Origin of the sequence: Paenibacillus yonginensis (genome assembly GCF_001685395.1) — a bacterium.
GTDB lineage: Bacteria > Bacillota > Bacilli > Paenibacillales > Paenibacillaceae > Fontibacillus > Fontibacillus yonginensis.
Genome location: NZ_CP014167.1, coordinates 3118887 through 3139845 on the forward strand (window position 1 = coordinate 3118887; position 20959 = coordinate 3139845).

18 protein-coding genes and 2 pseudogenes are annotated in these 20959 nt (G+C 54.2%); 8 read left to right on the forward strand and 12 right to left on the reverse strand.

Annotated elements, in window-relative coordinates; translation table 11 throughout:
• Positions 1 to 66 precede the first annotated feature (66 nt).
• Positions 67 to 862, forward strand: a pseudogene (asd, locus tag AWM70_RS14125) (archaetidylserine decarboxylase).
• A 388-nt stretch (positions 863 to 1250) separates the two neighbouring features.
• Here asd and AWM70_RS14130 read toward each other — a convergent pair.
• Both AWM70_RS14130 and AWM70_RS14135 read right to left on the reverse strand, forming a co-directional pair.
• Positions 1251 to 2039, reverse strand: coding sequence for a helix-turn-helix domain-containing protein (locus AWM70_RS14130; protein ID WP_068697403.1), 789 nt, complete (start codon positions 2037 to 2039; stop codon positions 1251 to 1253).
• 33 nt (positions 2040 to 2072) lie between these two features.
• Positions 2073 to 3692: an aminotransferase-like domain-containing protein gene (locus AWM70_RS14135; protein WP_068697405.1), complete on the reverse strand. Its 1620-nt coding sequence runs from the start codon at positions 3690 to 3692 to the stop codon at positions 2073 to 2075.
• Positions 3693 to 3820: 128 nt separating this feature from the next.
• Between AWM70_RS14135 and AWM70_RS14140 the strand changes: the two are divergent.
• From AWM70_RS14140 to AWM70_RS14150, 4 genes and pseudogenes are all read left to right on the forward strand, one after another.
• Positions 3821 to 4440: pseudogene (locus tag AWM70_RS14140) on the forward strand (pyridoxamine 5'-phosphate oxidase family protein).
• A 97-nt stretch (positions 4441 to 4537) separates the two neighbouring features.
• Positions 4538 to 5833: an aminotransferase class I/II-fold pyridoxal phosphate-dependent enzyme gene (locus AWM70_RS14145; protein WP_068697407.1), complete on the forward strand. Its 1296-nt coding sequence runs from the start codon at positions 4538 to 4540 to the stop codon at positions 5831 to 5833.
• A 94-nt stretch (positions 5834 to 5927) separates the two neighbouring features.
• The gene (locus tag AWM70_RS23930; RefSeq protein WP_237167720.1) at positions 5928 to 6053 is read left to right on the forward strand and encodes a YjcZ family sporulation protein; all 126 of its coding nucleotides are present in this window, start codon (positions 5928 to 5930) and stop codon (positions 6051 to 6053) included.
• Between the two features lie 451 nt (positions 6054 to 6504).
• Entirely contained in the window at positions 6505 to 6978 is a 474-nt protein-coding gene (locus AWM70_RS14150) for a hypothetical protein (protein WP_068697409.1), read from the forward strand.
• A gap of 79 nt (positions 6979 to 7057) precedes the next feature.
• Here AWM70_RS14150 and AWM70_RS14155 read toward each other — a convergent pair whose 3' ends face one another.
• The 5 genes from AWM70_RS14155 to AWM70_RS14175 all read right to left on the reverse strand — a co-directional run bounded on the left by AWM70_RS14155 (position 7058) and on the right by AWM70_RS14175 (position 12017).
• Complete coding sequence (locus tag AWM70_RS14155; RefSeq protein ID WP_068697412.1) at positions 7058 to 8278, reverse strand: ABC transporter permease; 1221 nt, start codon at positions 8276 to 8278, stop codon at positions 7058 to 7060.
• On the reverse strand, positions 8278 to 9030 hold the full coding sequence (locus AWM70_RS14160; protein WP_068697414.1) for an ABC transporter ATP-binding protein: 753 nt from the start codon (positions 9028 to 9030) through the stop codon (positions 8278 to 8280). Before AWM70_RS14160 ends, AWM70_RS14155 begins: the two co-directional genes overlap by 1 nt.
• Positions 9031 to 9102: 72 nt before the next feature.
• Positions 9103 to 10539, reverse strand: a complete 1437-nt coding sequence (locus AWM70_RS14165) for a DEAD/DEAH box helicase (RefSeq protein ID WP_068697416.1) — start codon at positions 10537 to 10539, stop codon at positions 9103 to 9105.
• A gap of 162 nt (positions 10540 to 10701) precedes the next feature.
• Positions 10702 to 11475, reverse strand: a complete 774-nt coding sequence (locus tag AWM70_RS14170; RefSeq protein ID WP_068697418.1) for an SDR family NAD(P)-dependent oxidoreductase — start codon at positions 11473 to 11475, stop codon at positions 10702 to 10704.
• 86 nt (positions 11476 to 11561) lie between these two features.
• On the reverse strand, positions 11562 to 12017 hold the full coding sequence (locus tag AWM70_RS14175) for a chemotaxis protein CheX (protein WP_068697420.1): 456 nt from the start codon (positions 12015 to 12017) through the stop codon (positions 11562 to 11564).
• Positions 12018 to 12304: 287 nt separating this feature from the next.
• Between AWM70_RS14175 and AWM70_RS14180 the strand changes: the two genes are divergently transcribed.
• The gene (locus AWM70_RS14180; RefSeq protein ID WP_068697423.1) at positions 12305 to 13207 is read left to right on the forward strand and encodes a LysR family transcriptional regulator; all 903 of its coding nucleotides are present in this window, start codon (positions 12305 to 12307) and stop codon (positions 13205 to 13207) included.
• A 29-nt stretch (positions 13208 to 13236) separates the two neighbouring features.
• On the forward strand, positions 13237 to 14046 hold the full coding sequence (locus tag AWM70_RS14185; protein WP_068697425.1) for a histidinol-phosphatase: 810 nt from the start codon (positions 13237 to 13239) through the stop codon (positions 14044 to 14046).
• 222 nt (positions 14047 to 14268) lie between these two features.
• Here the strand turns inward: AWM70_RS14185 and AWM70_RS14190 are convergent, their stop codons facing one another.
• The 4 genes from AWM70_RS14190 to AWM70_RS14205 form a co-directional block, all read right to left on the reverse strand.
• Positions 14269 to 14871, reverse strand: coding sequence for a GNAT family N-acetyltransferase (locus tag AWM70_RS14190; protein WP_068697427.1), 603 nt, complete (start codon positions 14869 to 14871; stop codon positions 14269 to 14271).
• A 290-nt stretch (positions 14872 to 15161) separates the two neighbouring features.
• Positions 15162 to 15923 carry a succinate dehydrogenase iron-sulfur subunit gene (gene sdhB, locus AWM70_RS14195; protein WP_068697429.1) on the reverse strand — a complete coding sequence of 254 codons (762 nt, stop codon included), beginning with the start codon at positions 15921 to 15923 and terminating at the stop codon, positions 15162 to 15164.
• Between the two features lie 16 nt (positions 15924 to 15939).
• Entirely contained in the window at positions 15940 to 17688 is a 1749-nt protein-coding gene (gene sdhA / locus AWM70_RS14200; RefSeq protein ID WP_068697430.1) for a succinate dehydrogenase flavoprotein subunit, read from the reverse strand.
• Positions 17689 to 17703: 15 nt separating this feature from the next.
• Positions 17704 to 18375: a succinate dehydrogenase cytochrome b558 subunit gene (locus AWM70_RS14205; protein WP_068697432.1), complete on the reverse strand. Its 672-nt coding sequence runs from the start codon at positions 18373 to 18375 to the stop codon at positions 17704 to 17706.
• A gap of 289 nt (positions 18376 to 18664) precedes the next feature.
• Between AWM70_RS14205 and AWM70_RS14210 the strand changes: the two genes are divergently transcribed.
• On the forward strand, positions 18665 to 19591 hold the full coding sequence (locus AWM70_RS14210) for a LysR family transcriptional regulator (protein WP_068697434.1): 927 nt from the start codon (positions 18665 to 18667) through the stop codon (positions 19589 to 19591).
• A 26-nt stretch (positions 19592 to 19617) separates the two neighbouring features.
• Here AWM70_RS14210 and AWM70_RS14215 read toward each other — a convergent pair whose 3' ends face one another.
• Positions 19618 to 20895 (reverse strand): nitric oxide synthase oxygenase, encoded by a 1278-nt coding sequence (locus tag AWM70_RS14215; RefSeq protein ID WP_237167721.1) that lies wholly within the window; start codon positions 20893 to 20895, stop codon positions 19618 to 19620.
• Positions 20896 to 20959: the final 64 nt, after the last annotated feature.

Consider the following 20959-nt stretch of genomic DNA (forward strand, 5'->3'; position numbering starts at 1 on the left):
TATTAGCGGAGTTAAACCCTATTGGCGGACAAGCCAAAGGGCTGAATGATTGAAAGGAGCGTTTTTGTGGCTCAAACGATGATGCGGTTGTTTACGGAGCTTTCATCACGGAAATGGATTGCCTCCATCACCGGGCACTTCTCGCGGTCCGCCGCAAGCCGGCCGTTGATTCCTTTTTTTTGCGAAAATGTACAAAATCCCTTTGCATGAAGCGGAGAAACAGCTGACCGATTACCGGACGCTAAACGAGTTCTTCACCCGCCGGTTAAAGCCTGGGATGCGGCCGATCCACGGGGAGCCGGACACGCTGGTTAGTCCCGTCGATTCCCTGATCACGGCCATGGGGACCATAAAAGCAGGGACTCTGCTGAACGTCAAAGGCCAAAATTATACGATCTCCGATCTGTTGAACGGATCGCCAAGGCTGGAGAAATACAAACACGGTTATTTTTTTGTCCTTTATTTGAGTCCTACCGACTACCACCGGATCCACGCGCCCGTTAGCGGGAGAATGCTGGAAAGCGAACATATCAAAGGCCGGGTTTATCCGGTTAACGATTTCGGCATGACCCACATGAAAGCCGTGCTGGTCCGCAATGAACGGCTGGTCACCTACCTCGCCCATGATCCGGGCGAGGTGGCGCTCGTGAAGGTCGGCGCCATGAACGTTAGCAGCATCAAATATACCAACCCGGACGCCAAAGCCTGGGAGCGGGGCGATGATCTCGCTTATTTTGAATTCGGTTCGACCGTCGTGCTGCTGACGGAAAGCGGGACCTTTGAGCCGCTGGACACCCTGAAGCCGGGCATGGCCGTTAAAATGGGAGCGCTGCTCGGTTATTTCCGCAAGCGGGCGAAATAGGAGCCGGCCACGGAAGCAGCCTTGCCCGCGTTTTCCGAAAAGCTCAATTCTACAAGAGTCCAACAAAAAGTCCAACCAACCAGAAAGCAGCTTCCGCCCGTCGGGCGGAGGCTGCTTTTTTTTGAGGGGTTATGATATATATGGACAATCGCAATGAGAACTAAGTAATGGGGCAATCCTCAGAACCAGGAAATATCCTGAACCGCCGCCGCCTTCAAACGGCGCAGACGGTTTCTGAATAGACTTGATCGGCCTGCAAATCCTCTGCTGCGCATCCGCCGTCTTCTGCTCATAGAATTCACCTCCTTTCAGGCCTTATGGTCCGGGGCAATCCAGAATTAATACCAAATTACCCCCGTTCCCGGGAATTTGAACCCGGATGGCCGCTTCAGCGGATTTCAGAGGGGCTTTTGCCCGTATACTGCTTGAATTGGCGGCTGAAGAAAAAGATATCCCGGTAGCCGAGCGCCTCGGCCACTTCGGTCACATTCATCCCCGCATGGAGCAGCAGATGGCGCGCACGGTCGATGCGGCATTTGATGATATAGGATTGAACAGGTGTACCCGTAATTTCTTTGAATTTGATCGAGAAATAACGCGGCGAAAGCCCCGCTCTTGCTGCCAAATCTTTTGTGCGATGAGGCAAACCGGGATGCTGCAGCACATAATTGGCGATCTCCTGGATCGATTCATCCAGATGATGGCTGACCGCCTGGGGCGCTGGCACATGATGTTCCTCCCGCAGCAGGTAAATCATCATCTGTTTGAGCAGCAAGCGGGCTTCCTCTTCAGCTCCATAAGTATCCTGGTTCAGAAACAGCCGGACATACCTGGACAACATGAATTCAAAATCCAGCGGCTCTTCAAGCCTGCGGTACCGAGCCGGAATTTCCTCAGGTGCGCCCTGGACATCAAAATGAATATAAGTCAGCACAAGCGGCTTCTGAGGGTTATGGGTAGCGCTGGTATAATCGCCCGGCCGGAACAGGAAGCAGCTGCCCTTGCCGATTTCAGTCGGCTGCCCGTTCAGGATCAGCGTGCCTTCCCCGCTCCAGACGTAGAACAGATCGAAATTCTCCAGCGGCTTCTCCCGCTTCTGCCATTTCCATCCGGGTTCGCAGACGATTTTGGCGAATGCCCGCTTTAATACAAAAGAGGAAGGAGAAGTATTCAGCATGATTCTTCCTCCTACGAGTCGTTTTGCTTGCTATTATACTATGGAAATGCCGTCCCCCCAAATTTTGCGTCCAATCTCCTCCATTTGGCCTATCCCCCAAGCAATCTCTTCGGGATGTAGATGCGCGAAAAAGAAGCAGGCCCCCGGCGGGTGCGGCCCTGTCCAGTACACTTCCACGTCGCGGAAGAGGATTCCTTCCCGCCTGCAGGCGTCCGAGAACAAGCGGTAATCCTCCTGGCTCCGGCGCCACCGGGCATAGACATGCAGGCCGCTGTTCAGCGGGAGCGGAGCAAACAAACTGCCAAGGCGGGTCTGCATCTCCCGGCGGAATACCTCATAACGCGCGCCGTAAATCCGGCGCATCCGGCGCAGATGTTTGTCATAGTCGCCGCGGGCCATAAACCTAGCCAGCGTTCGCTGCTCCAGCAGAGCCGGCGAGGCGGGCTCGAACAGCGCTTTGGCGCGCCGCACAGGTTCCACCAGCGGCGGCGGGAGCACCGCGTAGCCGATGCGCAGCGCGGGGAACAGAGTTTTGGTGAACGTGCCGACGAAGACGACCCGTTCACCCCGGTCCTGCGCCATGAGCGGCTCCATCGGCTGGCCGGCCCAGCGGAACTCGCTGTCAAAGTCGTCTTCGACGATGACCGCGTTCCGCCGCACGGCCCAGGCCAGCAGCTCGCGCCGCCGCTCGGGCGCCAGCACGGCGCCGGTCGGGAACTGCCGGCCCGGCGTCACAAACAGCACGCGCGCATCCCAGTCGCGCGGGACAATGCCCCGGCCGTCCACTTCGGCCGGGATCACCGCCGCCCCGGCAGCGGCGGCGGCCAGCCGGATCCCGGGATACCCGGGATCCTCGGCCACGGCCCGCGCTCCTTCGCCCAGCAGCAGCTGGCTCAGGAGCGCGATGGCCTGCATCGATCCGCTGAAGCAGCAGATCGATGCCGGGTCTGCGGCGATGCCGCGGCTGGAGCGGAGATGGGCCGCAATGGCGGCCCGGAGCCCCGCATCGCCAAACACGTCCGCCGCGCCGTCGTAAGCGGCGGAGGACGCCCACGCCAGCGCGCTGCGCCAGGCTGCGTGCGGGAATTCCGCCGGCGGCTTCGCCCCGCCGCCAGCGAAAGAAACGCGGGAGGAAGCGGAGCTGCCCTTCCGCCCGGCTTGCGCAGCTTCTTCCCCCGCTTCTGCTTCTGCCTGCTTGTGTAGTTCTAGCAGCCTTGCCGCCCACGGGGAAAGGTTCAGCTTCATCCCGCCTTTGGAGCCGTCCGCCTCTTCTCCGCCATCAGCTTCCGGGCAGGTTAGCCCTGCAGAAACGTGACCCGCTCCGTCTCTTATATCCCTTCTCGCCTCGTCTGCCGCCACGCCCCTTTCCGCTGGTTTTTGTTTATTCCTTGCCTCCGCGAATCCGGCTGCCACAAACGTTCCCCGGCCCACCCTGGCCACGACATACCCTTCCGCAAGCAGCATATCGTAGGCCTGAGCTACACTGCCCCGCGACAACCCGTACAGCTCGGCCAGTTCCCGAGATGCGGGAAGCCGGGTTCCCTCCGGCAGCGATCCATCCCGGATCATGCTGCGAATCGCATGGTACAAAGCCAAATATTTAAAACGGTACGTCGTAAGCGCTTGTTCCCAAGGCAAAGTGAAATCGGCCATTTTCTGCGGGCCCTCCCTGAATTGGACTAGTAAAACTACTCTAAATTGGTTCTTTTTCTATGTCAATTTGTCTTCTAAACTTAATTTCTATTAACCGGATATTAACCGAATACAAGGGGGAGACCTGCATGAGGAGAAAAGAATTTCACGTCGACCAAGAGGAAGAAATTAAAGAGTTTCTTGCCGAAATGAGTTTTGGTTTTCTGGGGACGCTGACGGCGGACGGGGGCTGCCGGGTAACCCCGCTGAATTTTGCCTATGGAGACGGCGTTTTCTATTTCCATGGCAGCCTCGCCGGCGAGAAAATGAAGCAGATGAAAGCGGACAGCCGGATCAGCTTTACCGTTGCCAAGGAATATGCGCTGATTCCGTCCTACTGGAGTGATGCCGAGCTCGCTTGTCCCGCCACTTCATATTTCAAAAGTGTGATGGCTGAAGGCCATTATGAGAAGGTTGACGATCTGCAGGAGAAAGCGAAAGCCCTCTCCCTCTTTATGCGCAAGCTGCAGCCGGAAGGCGGTTATGTTCCCATTACTGCGGAGGATGACGGTACAAAGGACAGCTCAAGGCCGTCGCCGTCTTTAAGCTTGTACCGTCCGGGCTGACTGCCAAATTCAAATTTGGCCAAAATCTGCAAGAGGAGGCGCGCGCCCAGATCCTGAACGGCCTGGAGTCGAGAGGCGGAACATACGATGCGGATACGGCAGAGCTGATGCAAAAATATTGTCCATTCCATTCTGAAAAATAGTGCTTTGATTCGTGACGCTTGCCTGGCCTGATGTTATAATGTTAGGCAGTCAAAACGAATTTTAGGACCAATAACGAAGTTGGAAGGATGGAAAGTGATGAACCCTCTAGCGTCACAGCTAAACGACCGCCTGAAAGCAGATAGTCCTTATGTATATGAGATGTTGTCCGGACTCGGTCGTGAAATTTATTTCCCTAAGGAAGGGATCTTAAGTCAATCGGCCGAGGCCTCCAGCCAAGCCAAGAAATATAACGCCACAATCGGAATCGCCACGGAAAACGGGGGCCCCATGCACCTGAACGTGATCCAGGATACCCTTTCGGCCTACAGCCCCAAGGACTTGTATCCTTATGCCCCGCCTGCTGGCAAACCCGAGCTGCGCTCGGTATGGCGGGATAAAATGCTGAAGGAGAATCCGTCCCTCGCCGGCAAATCCTTTGGCCAGCCTATTGTAACCAACGCCCTGACCCACGGGCTAAGCATTGTAGCGGACCTGTTCGTCGACGAAGGCGATGCGGTCATTTACCCGGATAAAAATTGGGAAAATTACGAGCTTACCTTCGGCATCCGCCGTCACGCAAACATCGTTAATTACGAGCTGTTTACGGAAGAAATGAGGTTCAACAGCCAGGGACTGCAGGAAGCGCTCCTGTCCGTGCCGGCCGGCGGCAAAGCCGTAGTCCTTCTGAACTTCCCGAATAATCCAACCGGCTATACGCCTGGGGAGCAGGAGGGAAAGGAAATCGTAGCCGCTGTCCAGGCTGCCGCCGAAGCAGGCATTCATGTCGTCGTAGTTACGGACGATGCTTATTTTGGACTCTTTTTCGAGGATTCCCTGCAGGAGTCTCTGTTTGGCAAGCTGGCCGGCCTGCATCCGCGTGTTCTGGCGGTTAAGGTTGACGGAGCCACCAAAGAAGAATACGTTTGGGGTTTCCGCGTCGGCTTTATTACTTATGCCGGAACGCCTGAAGCGGTGTCGGTGCTGGAACAGAAGACGCTGGGCATCATCCGCGCCACGATTTCAAGCGGGGCCCATCCTTCCCAAACCTTTGTGCTGCAGGCGCTGAAGTCGGATGAGTTTCTTCCACAGAAAGAGGAGAAATTTGCGGTCATGAAAGGCCGGGCCAACAAGGTTAAAGCCTTGCTGGACAGCGGCAAATACGGAGACGTATGGGAATATTACCCTTTCAACTCCGGATATTTTATGTGTCTTAAGCTGAAGACGGTGGGTGCGGAGCCGCTGCGTCAGCATTTGCTGCGTCAATACGGGGTAGGTACAATCGCTCTGGGCGAACAGGATTTGCGGATCGCTTTCAGTTGTATCGCCGAAGAGAATCTGGAAGATCTGTTCGATCTGGTGTACCAGGGAGTTCTGGATCTGCAGCAGCAATAAAATTTGGGACCAGCGGCAAAGGCCCAAACCGCCCTTCCCCTCCGCACATATGATACTTCTGTAAGCAACTCAACTGTGGAAAGGGGAATGGCACATGAACGGAGTAGAAGAAGCAAGAGGCGGTTACGGCGGTTATGGTTTCGGAGCATTCACAAGCACAGGTGCAATCCTGGTATTATTCATCCTGCTTGTTATCATCAGCCGTGCATTCATCCTCTAATTAAAGAGCAAGCCAGAGCCGTCCGTATTCACGGGCAGCTAACCAACCAGGCAGACCGGGCTTAGCCCGGCTGCTTTTATTTTGCAGTAATCCGGAATAATACGGACTAATATGGATTAATCAAAACAAAAACCCTATTTCATACGCAAAAATTGCTGGATTAAATCCGAATTCGATAAATAAAGACTAAATTTAAGGTTTACTTTCGGGGTACTTCATGACATAATCCAAATTGTTATTTTAAAAATGTGTTGCTTTACAATCTAATCTAACAAAGAACTTATTTGCGCCTAAGCGGGAGCCCGGGAGCATTACCCGCTGCGGGCTTTTTTTGTGCGCCCTAGCTATAGTGCTCCTTTGGACATCTTTACACGTCCTTTACCTCTTTATGCGCTTTGCCTCGTTAAGGCAAACCAACCTGACCATACTGTTAAAGGAGATCTGATCAAAAATGATTAACAAATTGGAACCCCCGCCTAGGCTAGACGATTACGTCAACCGATTGGCAGCAGGCAAAATCGGCACTATCGAGCTTTTCCGTTATGACCCTAATTTCGTTACGGAAACGATCTGTCCGATTCAGGCTGATGAAGTATACGTCCTGCTGCAAATCACCTGCGGCGGCGTTGTCGGTCAGGCCGAGCTGCACCTGCCGGGAATCCATCCAAATTTTGATCTGATCCGGTTTGCTTCTGTATATAAAGCTTTGAAGAAAGCCGGCGTTGCTGAAGCCCTTCGTTATGTCCATGCCAGTCGCGACGATTGGGGAATTGCCCGCCGCAGGCTGGCGGAAGCCGCTTTAACCGATTTGACCGGGAAGCTGCAAGCTGCTGCCGGCGCTCCCGAGACCGGGATTACCGGCCGCCCTACCGGGTTGACCCGTGACCTTTTATTCGACTGTGCACAGTCCTATTATTCCTTCTAAGCAAATAAATTCAGAAATACAAAAGAACAAGTCACGCGAGTCTGCGGCTCCGGGACTTGTTCTTTTTTTATTTCTTATCTTATTCCTCTTCTTCTTCGCCTTTTTTGCTTCTGCTGCCATAAACACGCTGCAGGAAGGTTATCACCAGCCCGCCAGCCAGCACATATAAAGCCTGCAGGGCTTTCCCTTCGCCAAACGAAGGGAGGAATACCAGCCACATAAGCAGAGCATAGACCAGCTGAATTTGAAAAATCAGCCGGACTACGTTAGCCTTGCGGCTGCCCGCCGGAACCGGGTAAAGCTGCAGCCAAAACGATTCGCTGTGCACCCGGCGAAGCTCGGACAGCTGAACGCCGATCACAAAAACAAAAAAGAGATATACCGCGCCTCCCAACAGGTTCTGACCGCTGAGATAAGCCAGCAAAGCGCCTACAACCGCCACACGAAGGACAATCATAAACATATCGCTGCGCACAAAACTTTTGGTCAGCAGATAACGATAGGCCTGACCGGGATCCCAGGGAATCCGTCCGCCCCATTTCGACAACCAGCGGCGCGTATGCACCCGCTGCTCGCGCCCCGGTACCTCTACAAACCAGCCTAGCACCATCATGGCGCGGGCGGCATGATTTTTTTCTGTTCCGATCAGCAGTTCCCACGGTACACGAAGTCTGGAAGGCAGATAAAGCGCGGCCAAATAAGCGGCACCCAGCACCACGATAAACAGCAAGGCTTTGCCGGCCGGATGCCAAAGCCAGGCCGCTACCGCCAGCACGCCGATCACCCAGCGGAGCAGGCGGTACAGGCCCGCAGTCGGCCGCGATACATAGGTCAGCTCGCGCCAGCTGCCGATGCTCATAACCACCGACCAGGCCGCCAGCAGCAGCGCCGTCCAGCCAAACGGCTTGCCCTGGTCCTCCGCTGTTATGTATAAAGGCCAAAACGTAAGAAGCAGCACAGCCAATATCATATATTTGCGAATCACGGCTCCACGCCAGGCGGGAGCGAAATAACGGCTCATCCGCGCTTCCTGCGGCAGCAGGAATACGGTATCGGCCGGCTGCAGGAATGTGCGGAAGCCGCCGCCAATCGCGAACGGAGCCAGCAGCACCAGCGCGATCCAGCGGATCGGCAGCCCTTCCGGCAAATTCCGGATAAAGGCCGTATACCAGGCGGCGAAGGCAATCAAGCAGAACAGGAACAACACCGCCACACCACTTTGCAGCACATATCCCAGGTACGGAATGATCCCGCCCCAGAATTGGCCGCTCCGTTTGCGCCGAAGCTCAAGAAGATCCATCAAGAACGCCCGTCCTGCACCAGCGAATAAAAAATCTGCTCCAGCGGCTGTCCCTGCATGCCTGCCGCCAAAGCAATTTCTTCCAGCGTTCCCTGCGTAATCACGCGCCCATGGTGAAGAATAACAAAGCGGTCGCAATAATGCTCGATAGTCGATAAAATATGAGAGCTCAGAAGAATCGAAGCCCCTTCGCTCCGCAGCTTCATCATAAAGTCCAGCAGTGAGCGGATGCCAAGCGGATCAAGGCCAAGGAAAGGTTCATCAATAATGTACAGCTTCGGTCGGGCTACGAAAGCACACATGATCATCACCTTCTGCTTCATCCCTTTGGACAAATGGATGGAGAGACTGTCCAGTTTGTCCTCCATCCGGAACAGCGCGGACAACTCCGCCGCCCGCGCCTCATAATCGCTGCGCTCCACCCCGTAAGCCCGGGCCGTAAATTCCAGATGCTCCCGCACGGTCATTTCCTCATAGAGCAGCGGCGATTCGGGGACAAAAGCAAGCGCCCCCTGATATTGCTCCAAATTCCGGGCACGGGTCGTTCCGTCCACCCGAATCTCGCCTTTTTCCGGATTCATCAGACCGAGGATATGTTTCATGGTGGTGCTTTTTCCCGCTCCGTTGAGGCCAATCAGCCCCACCATCTCGCCGGGCATAACCTTCATGCCAATGTCATGCAGCACCGGACGTTTCAAATTATATCCGCCGCTTAAAGCTTCAATTTCCAAAACCGGACTTTGACTTTGCATCCAGGCCTTGCCTCCCTCTTTAAATCTCTTGTTCAGCTTGCGCCCAATAGGTTGTTAACCTGCCGAAAAATATCAGTCCCGAGGCGGTTTGTTCTTAAGCCACTTCGGAGCCCCTTTATTTTTGCGTTCCCGATGCCGGTCCAGCTTCCGTTCCCCGGCCGGCTTAGCGGCTGCCGCTTTGGCGCCTGCTTTGCGGGCAGTCGAAGGTCTGGACTTTGGCGTCCCCCGGCCGGCTTCTGCCCTCCTGTGATTCTCAGTTTCCCCGCCTCCGCCGGCCAATCCGCGTCTTCCGCCCTCACCCCGGCTCCCTCTGTTCTCCGGCTCCGAGTCGCGCAGCGGCTTCACTTCACGCCGGTACGGCCGCGACTCCTCTTTAGGCGCCGTAATGCGTCCACCCGTCAATCCGCGCAGACCAAACGAAATTCCCAGCTCTCTTGCGAACTTGCGAATGATAAAGGTCTCTTGCGGAGAAACAACCGAGATGGACAGCCCTTTGCGACCCATACGGCCTGTCCGGCCGGCCCGGTGCACGTAATTTTCGGAGTCGGTCGCCGGATCAAGGTGAATGACCATCCCCAATTGCTCAATATCCAGACCGCGCGCAGCCACGTCGCTCGCGACCAGCACGCGGTATTCGCCTTCCCGAAATCTGCGGAGCGTCAGGCTGCGTGCCGTCTTATCCGCATCCCCATACAGCGCTCCGGCGTTTAATCCCACATAATTCAGTTTGGCCTCCACTTCGCCGATCGAGTCGATTTGATTCACGAACACCAGAACCTTGGGTTCATCATAAGTACGGACAATCCTCCGTACCAGATCAATTTTGTCTCTTTGCTCGCAGACAAAATACAAATGCTCCAGCGTAGCCGAGGTCCGCTGCTCCGGTTTAATGCCGATTTCCACCGGATCCTTCATTTCACGAGCCGCCAGGGAACGGATTTCGTCCGTTACCGTCGCTGACAGGAACAACAGCTGGCGGTCGCGCAGCGATGCCTTCAGAATTTGATCCACATCTCCTGCTCCGCCCAGCTGGAACAGCTGATCCACCTCGTCGATGACGAGCATGCGCGTCTCATGCAGCTTAAGCTTGCGGATCGAAAGCAGCTCGCGTACCCGCCCCGGTGTTCCGATAACGAGCTGGGGATGTTTCTTCAAACGCTCCACCTGACGGCCGATGGCCGCTCCGCCGATCAGCGCCTGCACTTCAATGCCGGTTCCTTCCGCATACCGCTGGCTTTCACGTAGAATTTGCATCGCCAACTCCTGTGTCGGCGCCAGAATAAGCGACTGCATCACTTTGCGCTCCGGATCAATCCGCTGAAGCACGGGCAGGAGGTACGCAAGCGTCTTGCCCGTTCCCGTCTGCGACTGGGCGAGCACGTCGCGGCCTTCGAGTACAGCCGGAATGGCGCTTTCCTGGACCGGAGACGGCGTAAGGATGCCAAATTCGGCCAATCGTTCTGTCAGCCTCTCCTCGACCCCGATATTCGTAAATGTTTGAGTTGTCATGTAGGTCCACCTTTATTTTAAAAAGTCGTTATTTCCATTATATGCGATATTACCTGCCGCTCCAAATCCAATCCCGGCCGGCTCCGGCTTATCTGGCGTTTCCTTCTTGCGGCCAAAAAAAGCGCCCCGGAGCATTCCGGAAGCGCCTTTCGCAAATCCTTGTTATTTCTTGTTGATTACACCGCCAGCTACTTTATCCGCAAGCCGCGGAAACAGCTGGTAAAGCTTGGTCCCGACACCCGCCGCCCAAGGCAGGTCCACTTCGGTTTTTTTTCTCTCGATCACTTGCACGACGGCCTTGGCCACTTTCTCCGGCTTCAGCATAAACCAGCCGACATTCTTGACATAACTCCCGTCCGGATCCGCCCCTTCAAAGAAAGGAGTATCAATCGGTCCGGGATTGACAGCGGACAGCATAACGCCGGTTCCCCTCAGCTCCTGCCTCAAGGCGTTCGTAAAGCCAAGGACAGCATGTTTGCTGGCTGCATAGGCGGATGACTTCGCCGTGCCAAGCTTGCCAGCGATAGAAGCGATATTAACGATGTGACCCTTGCCGGCTGCCAGCATCCCGGGCAGAACAGCCTTCGTGCAGCGGACCGCACCCATATAATTCACATCCATCATCGCTTCGAACTCGTCCAGCGAGGTTTCGACAAATGGCTTAAATCTTCCGAAGCCTGCATTGTTAATCAGGCAATCCACAGGACCATAGGTTTCTTGAATGGTCTGGAAGGCTTCGGCTACCGACTCTGCTGAAGCAACATCCATTCTGACAAGTCCGTAAGGCCCGGATAACCCGGCGCCTACCTGTTTGAGCTTGTCCTCGTTCCGGGCTGCAAGCACTACAAATGCTCCGCGCATGGACAGCTGACGGGCCATTTCAGCCCCGATCCCGCTGGAAGCGCCGGTAATGACAACACGCTGATCTTTAAGCATGCCCTCGCATCCTTTCTGCTATAGAAGGCGGCAATCCTCCGTCCTGAAGCCCCCGCTTCACTTGCCGCCAGGTTGCAGAATCTATATTACGAGATCATGACTTGAATATCCAATTCGCCAATACCATCCATATGTAGAGGAATGCAGAGCGCCTTGCGCGGTTCATGCGCATTCTCCTCCGACTTCATGACTTTAGGTGGAGTAATATCCACGACATAACCTTGATTCGACAATATGGTGCTGGCATTTCCGCTGATCATATTGCCAAGCTCCGAAATGGCGCTTTGCCCCATTTCGTCCATTTCCGTAAGGACAAATCCACCCATCATGACCGACACAATCCGGAGAGCCACCTGCTCCTGCAGGCCGAACACAACATTGCCGCTGAACTGGCCTGTCATTCCAACTTGGATCCAGATATGATTTTGGATGGGAGCGATCTCTTTTACGCCAAGACTTCCGGTGGAAGGCGAAACCTGAATGACCTGTTCAAGTACAAGCCGTGCAGATTCCAAAAAAGGATTAATCACTTCTGCTTTCACGTAAAATGCGCCCCTTTTCACTTGGAACTGTTATGATGTGCATCCTAAGTCCCGCTCTTATTGATTCTGATTATACTTGATCAAACCAAATAAATCATTAACTTTCAACAAATTTCATGCATAAAAATTCCTTCGACTGTCCATCGTACACGTACAACTAAAATTGCTTATCAAGCTAATTCTGATTACCATTGCCCCGGAACGTGCTAACCCCTATAATATTATGAAAAGCTGACCCAGGTTCGGACCATTTGGTTTAGAGTCGTAGTGATGCAAGGAGGGGTACTATGAACATCAGCCAGTTGGAAACTTTAATCACGATTTCAAAGACAAAAAGCTTTCGCAAAGCCGGTGAACTGCTTAATCTGACGCAGCCCGCGGTATCCGCCCAGATCAAAAGCCTTGAAGATGAATTCAAAACCGTGCTTGTTGACCGCAACCAGCCGGTAACACTCACCGACAGGGGCCAAGTCTTCCTGGAGAGAGCAGAACGCATCCTGGACATTGTCGAAGAATTGAAGCAAAAGCTGTCGGATATGGAGCAGACGCCCCAAGGGCATATTGTCCTGGGTACAACGACCTCCATCGCCATTCAGATTTTGCCGCGCATCCTTTCCTATTTCCAGGATCAATTCCCGCTGATCAAAACGACTATCCAGTCGATGGCTTCATCGCAAATTTATCAGCATGTCGAGCAAGGGCTTGTCGATATCGGAATCGGGTATCTGATCGAGCACAACCCTCAGATCCATGCTTCCGTCCTTTACTACGATACCTTTGAGGTCGTCGTGTCTCCTCTTCATCCGCTTGCCAAGGAAGAACAACCCGAGCTTGAAATGCTGCGGGACCTCCCGTTAATTCTGCTTTCCCCGGATACAGTCGGGCGGCGGTTCGTCGAGCAGGTATTCAGGGATCATAATATGGAGCCTAACGTAGTCATGGAGCTGTCCAGCAGCGAGGAAGTCAAACGGATGGTCGAGATCAACCTGGCCGCCGCAATCATCTCCAAGCAGACCATCTCCAGAGAGCTCAGGCTCGGCACTTTGCAAATTGTTCCTATCCCAGAGCTGGAGGTAACTCATCCGGTAGGCGTAATCTACAAATCGAGCCGTTACATCAACTCGGCCATGCAGCAATTCCTCGGCGATTTGAAGGGCATGCCGGAAACCAAATTTACCGGATCTGATTGACCGGTCCTGATGAAGAAAGGAAACAAACCATGAAATTTGATCTTCATACCCACCATTATCGCTGCGGCCATGCCGACGGCAATATCCGGGATTATATTGAAGCCGGTATAGCTGCAGGCCTTAAGGTTATCGGCATCAGCGATCATACCCCTTATTTCGCGAGTGCCGAAGAGCAGCCCTTTCCCCGCATTGCCATGGGCAAGCAGGAGCTTAAGTCTTATGTAGACGAGGTTTTAAAGCTACAAAAGGAATACGAGGACCGAATCGATGTGCTGCTCGGAATAGAATCCGATTTCTTTCCGGAGCATGCTTCACTTTATCAGTCTACGCTGGCTGCATATCCCTTTGATTATATTATCGGTTCCGTACACAGCAGTGATAATACCAGTATCTTTAATAAATCGCGTTGGAAAAATTTATCGCCTGCCCAGCAGATTGTTCATAAGGAAAATTATTACAATCTGATCCGCCAATCCGCCCGCAGCGGCATGTTTCAGATTCTGGGGCATATCGACGCCATGAAAGGAAATTATCCGGCATTCTCCGATATTCCGGCCGAGCAGGCGATTGAAGATACACTTCGTACAATCGCCGAATGCGGCGTCGCCATCGAAATCAATACCTCGGGGAAAACGAAGCTGAGCGGCGGATGGTATCCGTCCGACGCTATTCTGGAGCGGGCGCTGTATTATGGTGTGGAGGTGACTTTTGGTTCCGACGCTCACGTCCCTTCACGGGTAGCGGACGAATGGGACCAGGTTGCCGCCCGGCTGAAGGAAATCGGCTTTACCAGCTGGGTTTATTACAAACAGAAGCAGAAACAGACAGTAGCTTTGTAATTCTGAATATAGCTTTGCCTATTTTAGCCCATTCAGCTTCTGGGCTTGGGAGGCGTGCAGTGAACCGGTTCTGTCCGGTGGGGCACGTCTCTTTTTGTTAATAAAAACAAAAAAAGAGAACCCGGCCACAACGGCGAGGTTCCAAAACAAATCTATATATTCAAAAGGGGGTCATGTCTTCATATTAACCGCTTTGTGTTAGGTTTAAATCACAGTAATATTTCAATTGTGTAACAAAGCATAACGCACGGACGTTTGTTGTCTGGATTCCGCTGCCAGCATAAAATAATGGGCCGGGCGGACTTCCTTCCCCTTCTTCCATGAGGCCCGATTGCTTCGGCCCAGCCGTTCAAAACCACATTTGTGCAGCACCTTGCCGGAAGCCTCGTTGTCTGGGGCGCAGCAGGCATAAACCCGTTTCAGCCCCAGGCGCCCAAAGCCAAATTCCAGCAGCATGCTGGCGGCTTCCGTAGCCATCCCCCGGTTCCAATATCGGGGAGCAATCATATATCCTATGTTCGCGTTCCCTTCCTCTTCATTCCAGCGCTGAAAAGAGCACAGCCCCGCCACGCTGCCCGATTCCCTGTCACTTACTACAAAATGAAGGGAGGTCATCGCGAAATGGCAGTCCTCAAAATACCGTCTAAGCCGTTCGGCACTGCCTGCCGTCTCCGGGCGAAAGGCAATATAACGCTGAATGAGCGGTTCGTTAAGCAGGCCGTGTAACTCTTGTTCATCCTTCGGCAATACTTTTCGAAGCAGCAACCGTTCGCTTTGCAGCATAGGGAACCGGTTGCGGAGTTCTTGCTTGAGTGAAGTGGGCATTCCTGTGCCTCCTTTATCCAGGCTGGATTTATGAGCGAAGGAATTTCTGATGTCACAGGACCGGCAATTTTCTTCGGTTATAAAGAGAATATAAAACACCTAAGGGTGGAACACAATCCGCACAAAGTACCCTTGCGGCTGCAGGCTTGCTTCTTATTACCCTAAGCAATAGGGCAAATAACAAAAAAACAAGCTCCTCAAGCCGGAAAAAGCTTGGGAGCTTGGGGAGCCTGTTGCCCATTCATCTTAAGGGCCGTTCTTTAAGAACTTCAAACCGCGACCGCGGCTGATCAGCTCGTCAGCCAACGTTTGAACATGTGTTTGGTAGTCTGTTTATTCATTTCGGCAATGGAAGTTGTCAGCGGAATGCCTTTAGGACAAGAGCGCACGCAGTTCTGGGAGTTGCCGCAGCCTTCGATGCCGCCGTCTTCCATCAGCGCCTCCAGACGTTCCTCCGCGTTCATTTCGCCTGTTGGATGAGCATTGAACAGACGAACCTGGGAAATCGGCGCTGGGCCAATGAAATTGGTTTTGTCATTGACGTTCGGGCAAGCTTCCAGGCAGACGCCGCAAGTCATGCATTTGGACAGCTCGTAAGCCCACTGGCGTTTCTTCTCCGCCATCCGCGGCCCCGGCCCCAAATCATACGTGCCGTCGATCGGAATCCAGGCTTTTACCCGCTTCAGTGCATTAAACATGCGGCTGCGGTCGATAATCAAATCACGTACGACCGGGAAGGTCTTCATCGGTTCGATGCGCACCGGCTGCTCCAGCTTGTCGACCAAAGCGGCGCAGGCCTGACGGGGTTTGCCGTTGATGACCATCGAGCAAGCTCCGCATACTTCCTCCAGACAGTTGGACTCCCAGCATACAGGTGCCGTATGTTTGCCGCCGGCGTTAACCGGATTGCGCTGAATTTCCATCAGCGCGCTGATCACGTTCATGCCGGGGCGGTAGTTAAGCTCAAACTCCTCCGTGTAGGAGGGAGATTTCGGATCATCCTGACGGGTGATGATAAACTTCACTTTTTTGGATGCGGTTGTTTCGGCCATGACCTGTTCCTCCTTCTTAGTGTTTGTCCTTGGAGTAGTCCCGAATCCGCGGCGGGATCAGCGATACGTCCACGTCCTCATAACTAATCTGCGGTCCGTCCGGGGTGAATTTCGCCCGGGTCGTCTTCAGGAATTCTTCATCGTTCCGGTTTGGGAAATCCGGCTTGTAATGCGCGCCGCGGCTTTCATTGCGCAGCAGAGCGCCTGTCGTCATCGCTTCAGCCAGCTCCAGCATGTTGCCGAGCTGACGGGTGAAAGCAGCGCCTGCATTGTTCCAGCGGGAAGTATCGTTGATGTTGATGCGTTTATGGCGCTCTTTCAATTCCTTGATTTTGTTGATCGTCGCTTCCAGCTTGTTGTTGTAGCGAACCACAGTCATGTTGTCGGTCATCCATTCGCCTAGCTCCTTGTGGATGACGTAAGCATTTTCCGTGCCGTTCATGGCCAGAATGCCCTCGTATTTCTGTTCTTCCGCTTTCTTGGCTGCCTCATAGACGGAAGAAGATACGTCCTCTGCCGATTTCTTGAGGCCGCGGATATATTCGACTGCCTTCGGTCCGGCAACCATGCCGCCGTAAATGGCCGACAGCAACGAGTTGGCTCCCAGACGGTTCGCGCCGTGGTATTGATATTCGCATTCCCCTGCGGCAAACAGCCCCGGAATGCTTGTCATCTGATTGTAATCGACCCACAGGCCGCCCATGGAATAGTGGACCGCAGGGAAGATTTTCATCGGAATTTTACGCGGGTCGTCGCCCATAAACTTCTCGTAGATTTCAATGATGCCGCCGAGCTTCACGTCCAGCTCCTTCGGATCTTTATGCGACAAATCGAGGTATACCATGTTCTCACCGTTGATGCCCAGCTTCTGGTCCACACACACGTGGAAGATTTCGCGGGTGGCGATATCGCGCGGCACCAGGTTGCCGTATGCGGGATACTTCTCCTCGAGGAAGTACCACGGCTTGCCGTCCTTGTAGGTCCAGATCCGACCGCCTTCGCCGCGGGCCGATTCGGACATCAGGCGCAGCTTATCGTCGCCGGGAATTGCCGTCGGATGGATCTGAATAAACTCGCCGTTGGCGTAATCGACGCCCTGCTGGTACACGGCGCTTGCCGCAGTACCAGTGTTGATGACCGAGTTGGTCGTTTTGCCGAAAATAATGCCGGGACCGCCGGTCGCCAAAATCGTGGCATCCGCCTTAAAGGTCACTACTTCCATGGATCTGAGATTTTGGGCAGTAATCCCCCGGCAGATGCCTTCATCGTCAATGACGGCCTTCAGGAATTCCCAGGATTCATATTTCGTCACCAGGCCCTCCGATTCAAACCGGCGCACCTGCTCATCCAGCGCGTACAGCAGCTGCTGCCCGGTGGTCGCCCCGGCAAAAGCCGTGCGGTGGTATTGGGTCCCGCCGAAACGGCGGAAATCCAGCAGACCTTCCGGGGTGCGGTTGAACATAACGCCCATGCGGTCCATCAGGTGGATGATGCCCGGCGCCGCCTCGCACATCGCTTTAACCGGAGGCTGGTTCGCCAGGAAATCGCCGCCGTAGACCGTATCGTCAAAATGCTCCCAAGGGGAGTCGCCTTCGCCTTTTGTATTTACCGCTCCGTTGATGCCGCCCTGGGCGCAAACGGAGTGCGAACGTTTAACCGGAACCAGCGAGAACAGGGCTACCTGAACGCCCGCCTCGGCTGCCTTAATAGTCGCCATCAGGCCGGCCAGGCCTCCTCCGACGACAATAATGCTTTTTTTAGCCATGTCTTATGCCACTCCTTATCCTATGAACGTCTTCAGCGTCTGAAGCATAGCCGTACCGTCCGCCTCAAATTCAATGCCGCGGAATACAAACAGCGACCAGGTGAACATGACGGCGACAATGACAAACAATCCCATGCAAATATAAGAAGAAACCCGCTGGGAGCGCGGTCCGACCGTGATACCCCAGCTGACCATAAACGACCAAAGCCCGTTCGTAAAATGGAACGATACCGCGATCACGCTGATCAGGTAAATGATGAAATAAACCGGCTGCGTCACGATGTCATGCATCCATTTGCCCAGCCCTTCATGCGTCACATTGCCCAAGGAAACCTGAATCCGCGTCTGCCAGATATGCCAGCCGATAAAGAACAAGGCAATAATCCCCGTCACCCGTTGCAGCGTATACCGGAGATTGCGTTCGTGCTTGAAGCGGTTGTTGTTCGGCTTGGCCTGAAAAGCAATATAAGTGCCATAAACACCGTGGTACAGCAGCGGCAGCCATATAAACAAAATTTCAAGCACGAGCACCAGCGGCAGACTGTTAATCCATTTTACCGCGTCCCTGAATCCCTCCGGTCCGCCTTCAACGGCCGAAAAGTTGGTGATCATGTGCTCCAGCAGAAAAAAACCTAACGGAATGATCCCCAATAGCGAGTGCAGCTTTCTGGAATAAAACCCTTTCATAAATGCGTTTACCCCTTTCACGATTCCGTCTTTGTCGATGATGGCGGTTACATTTTTCGATTTCTATCGATTCAAGCTGCCACGATCCGCTGCATTCCGCCAAGCCGAAGGCTCTGAAATCTACTTTAACCGCGGCTCAAATGTCGGACGTTAGATGTGAACAACTTGTGTCGCTTTAATGTTACTCTTTTTTAGCTTATAATGGAATTGCAATATATTTATTAAATGTTATAACCTTTAGTTATATAGCGAGAAAATAGAGCCATCTTTTTAAAGGAGAGACGCGGGGATGAACGAGGATTTATGGGTATTTGCCACTGTAGTCGAGCAGTCAAGCCTGAACAAGGCATCAAAGCTGTTAAATTTGTCTCAGCCTGCCTTATCCCGCAAAATTGCCAAGCTCGAGGAGGAGCTGGGGGTCGTGTTGTTCGACCGCAAAGGAAAAAGGCTCGAGCTGACCGAAACCGGCCAGGCCGCTTACAACTATGCCATTGAACAGCGGTCGCGCCATAACGAGTTTATGAAGTCCATCTCCCGCTTCAAGAATCCTGTAAGGACTATTGCTACGGTAGGCGCTAGCCTGACCACCATTCAAACGACGCTTCCGCCGCTGATTGAAGCGCTGATGGATAAATATCCGGATACCGAGCTGAAGCTGGTAACGGGCAAAACGCATGAAATCGTATCTCAAGTGAAGGAAAATAAACTTGATCTCGGCGTCATTGCCTCCTCCATCTCCGATCCCGGCCTGCAATGCATTCCGCTGTTCCAGGATCACCTGATGCTGGTGGTCCCCCGCAAGCACAAGCTGACGCGGATCGGACGCGCCGTCGTCATGGAGGATTTGAACGGACTGCCGATGATTACCTTCTCCAAGGATACCTGGTACCGCAGGCTGGTTGACAACCTGTTCGGCAAATACGCCGTGAATCCCGACACCCGGATGGAGATTGACTCCTTCGAAGCCATCGTCCGGCTGCTGCCGATCTGCAAAGCCGCGGCCCTGCTGCCCCGATCTTATTTGCGGCCGCAGCTGCTGCGCGAGAACGAGCTTGTTTCGCTGCCGATGAAGGAGCTCGGCGAAACGCGGCGCGCCACCTGTCTCATCTATCCGCTGCAGCCCGAGAACGGCAGCCAGGCCCTGGAATGGGCCGCGGAAATCAAGGATTTATTCCGCAGCAGCTTGTCCTTTCCGGTTGAAGAATCTTTGGTGTGAGAAGCCGATATCAGGAAATCTAGCGTTCAGGAATGGAACGGGCAGCCCTGCATAGGCGGTCGTGCTTCACCCTCGCCCGGATGAGATGCTGAAATCGAGGCCATCCCTTCTATGCGGCCGCTTGCTCCGGCTCCGGCTTCCACTCTTGCTCCGGCTCCTGCTCCGCTTTCGGCTGCCGCCTCCCCTTCACCACTGCCCCGCCCCGGCCCATACGGCCGCTCCTGGTACACATAGTTCGGCGAAACCTCCCGTTCCTGATAGGGCCGGTCCCAAATCGGCGTCGCCGCCGGGGACATCGGCGGGATCAGCCAGGTCCAGCGTCCGTTGACCTCCCTGCCTTCCGCGGCTTCGCGCTCCTCGAATCTGACAAACTGCTGCGCGGCCGTGTGATGATCCACGATGCTGACCCCGTGCCGCTTGAATGAATGCAGGACGGCCACATTCAGCTCCACAAGCGCGCGGTCCTTCCACAGCGTAGCTGGACTGCTCCGATCGAGTCCAAACGCATCGGCAACCTCCGGCAGCTTGTTGTAACGGCCTTGGTCAGCCAGATTGCGGGCGCCGATCTCCGTCTCCATGTACCAGCCGTTAAACGGTGCTGCGGTGTACCGGAGACCGCCAATCTCCAGCGCCATATCGGCAATAAACGGAACGCCGTACCAACGCAGGCCCAGCCTGTCAAACGCCGGATTGTCCGGATGGCTCAGCGGCACCTCCAGCACAAGCTCTTCCGGCAGCGGGAACCATTCCGGTTCCTGCCCGTCGATTTGAAGAATCAGCGGCAGTACGTCGAACGGCGTGCCGGCTCCCTTCCAACCGAGGCGAAGAGCCGCATCGGTCAGCTCCAGTGACGCCGGATCGCCGACTATCCCGTCCTCCTCCGTCTCGTAACCGGCATAGCGAATCAGCTGATGGTTCCAGATGCGGATCTCCCGCCCTTCCAAGGCCTGACGAAAAATCGTGATCGTCGGTTTGATCTTCCCGCCATTAGTAGCAGTGCTGATATGCTCAAAGATGGCTTCCGCCACCTCCGCAGCCGTCTCCAGCTGACGGGCATCGCGTACGGCTAGCGAATCCCAGAACAGACGGCCGATGCAGCGGCTGCTGTTGCGCCAGGCGGCTTTGGCACCGAATGCCAATTCTTCGGCAGTATGACAGTAAGTGCCTGTTTTCACAATGCTTGACGTAATTTCACTGATCCGGTGCTCGGTTTCCTCCGGACCTTTGCCTAATTCCGGATAACTCGACCGGATGAAGACTGCGGCCTTCTCTAATAAAGCAGCAGCCGTACCCTTATTTAACACTCCCCAACATCCCTTTCCGAGACAAAATCTTCCTTCAGTCTGCCGGGCAGACAGCCGGCGCGCC

Bases quoted from the DNA above. Each gene is read 5' to 3' on its own strand.
- AWM70_RS23930 (WP_237167720.1), top strand. From the start codon at position 5,928: ATGAACGGAGTAGAAGAAGCAAGAGGCGGTTACGGCGGTTATGGTTTC.
- sdhB (WP_068697429.1), bottom strand. From the start codon at position 15,923: ATGGCCGAAACAACCGCATCCAAAAAAGTGAAGTTTATCATCACCCGT.
- AWM70_RS14210 (WP_068697434.1), top strand. From the start codon at position 18,665: ATGAACGAGGATTTATGGGTATTTGCCACTGTAGTCGAGCAGTCAAGC.
- AWM70_RS14130 (WP_068697403.1), bottom strand. From the start codon at position 2,039: ATGCTGAATACTTCTCCTTCCTCTTTTGTATTAAAGCGGGCATTCGCC.
- AWM70_RS14190 (WP_068697427.1), bottom strand. From the start codon at position 14,871: ATGCCCACTTCACTCAAGCAAGAACTCCGCAACCGGTTCCCTATGCTG.
- AWM70_RS14205 (WP_068697432.1), bottom strand. From the start codon at position 18,375: ATGAAAGGGTTTTATTCCAGAAAGCTGCACTCGCTATTGGGGATCATT.
- AWM70_RS14185 (WP_068697425.1), top strand. From the start codon at position 13,237: ATGAAATTTGATCTTCATACCCACCATTATCGCTGCGGCCATGCCGAC.
- AWM70_RS14170 (WP_068697418.1), bottom strand. From the start codon at position 11,475: ATGCTTAAAGATCAGCGTGTTGTCATTACCGGCGCTTCCAGCGGGATC.
- AWM70_RS14155 (WP_068697412.1), bottom strand. From the start codon at position 8,278: ATGGATCTTCTTGAGCTTCGGCGCAAACGGAGCGGCCAATTCTGGGGC.
- AWM70_RS14145 (WP_068697407.1), top strand. From the start codon at position 4,538: ATGAACCCTCTAGCGTCACAGCTAAACGACCGCCTGAAAGCAGATAGT.
- AWM70_RS14150 (WP_068697409.1), top strand. From the start codon at position 6,505: ATGATTAACAAATTGGAACCCCCGCCTAGGCTAGACGATTACGTCAAC.
- sdhA (WP_068697430.1), bottom strand. From the start codon at position 17,688: ATGGCTAAAAAAAGCATTATTGTCGTCGGAGGAGGCCTGGCCGGCCTG.
- AWM70_RS14165 (WP_068697416.1), bottom strand. From the start codon at position 10,539: ATGACAACTCAAACATTTACGAATATCGGGGTCGAGGAGAGGCTGACA.
- AWM70_RS14180 (WP_068697423.1), top strand. From the start codon at position 12,305: ATGAACATCAGCCAGTTGGAAACTTTAATCACGATTTCAAAGACAAAA.
- AWM70_RS14160 (WP_068697414.1), bottom strand. From the start codon at position 9,030: ATGCAAAGTCAAAGTCCGGTTTTGGAAATTGAAGCTTTAAGCGGCGGA.
- AWM70_RS14135 (WP_068697405.1), bottom strand. From the start codon at position 3,692: ATGGCCGATTTCACTTTGCCTTGGGAACAAGCGCTTACGACGTACCGT.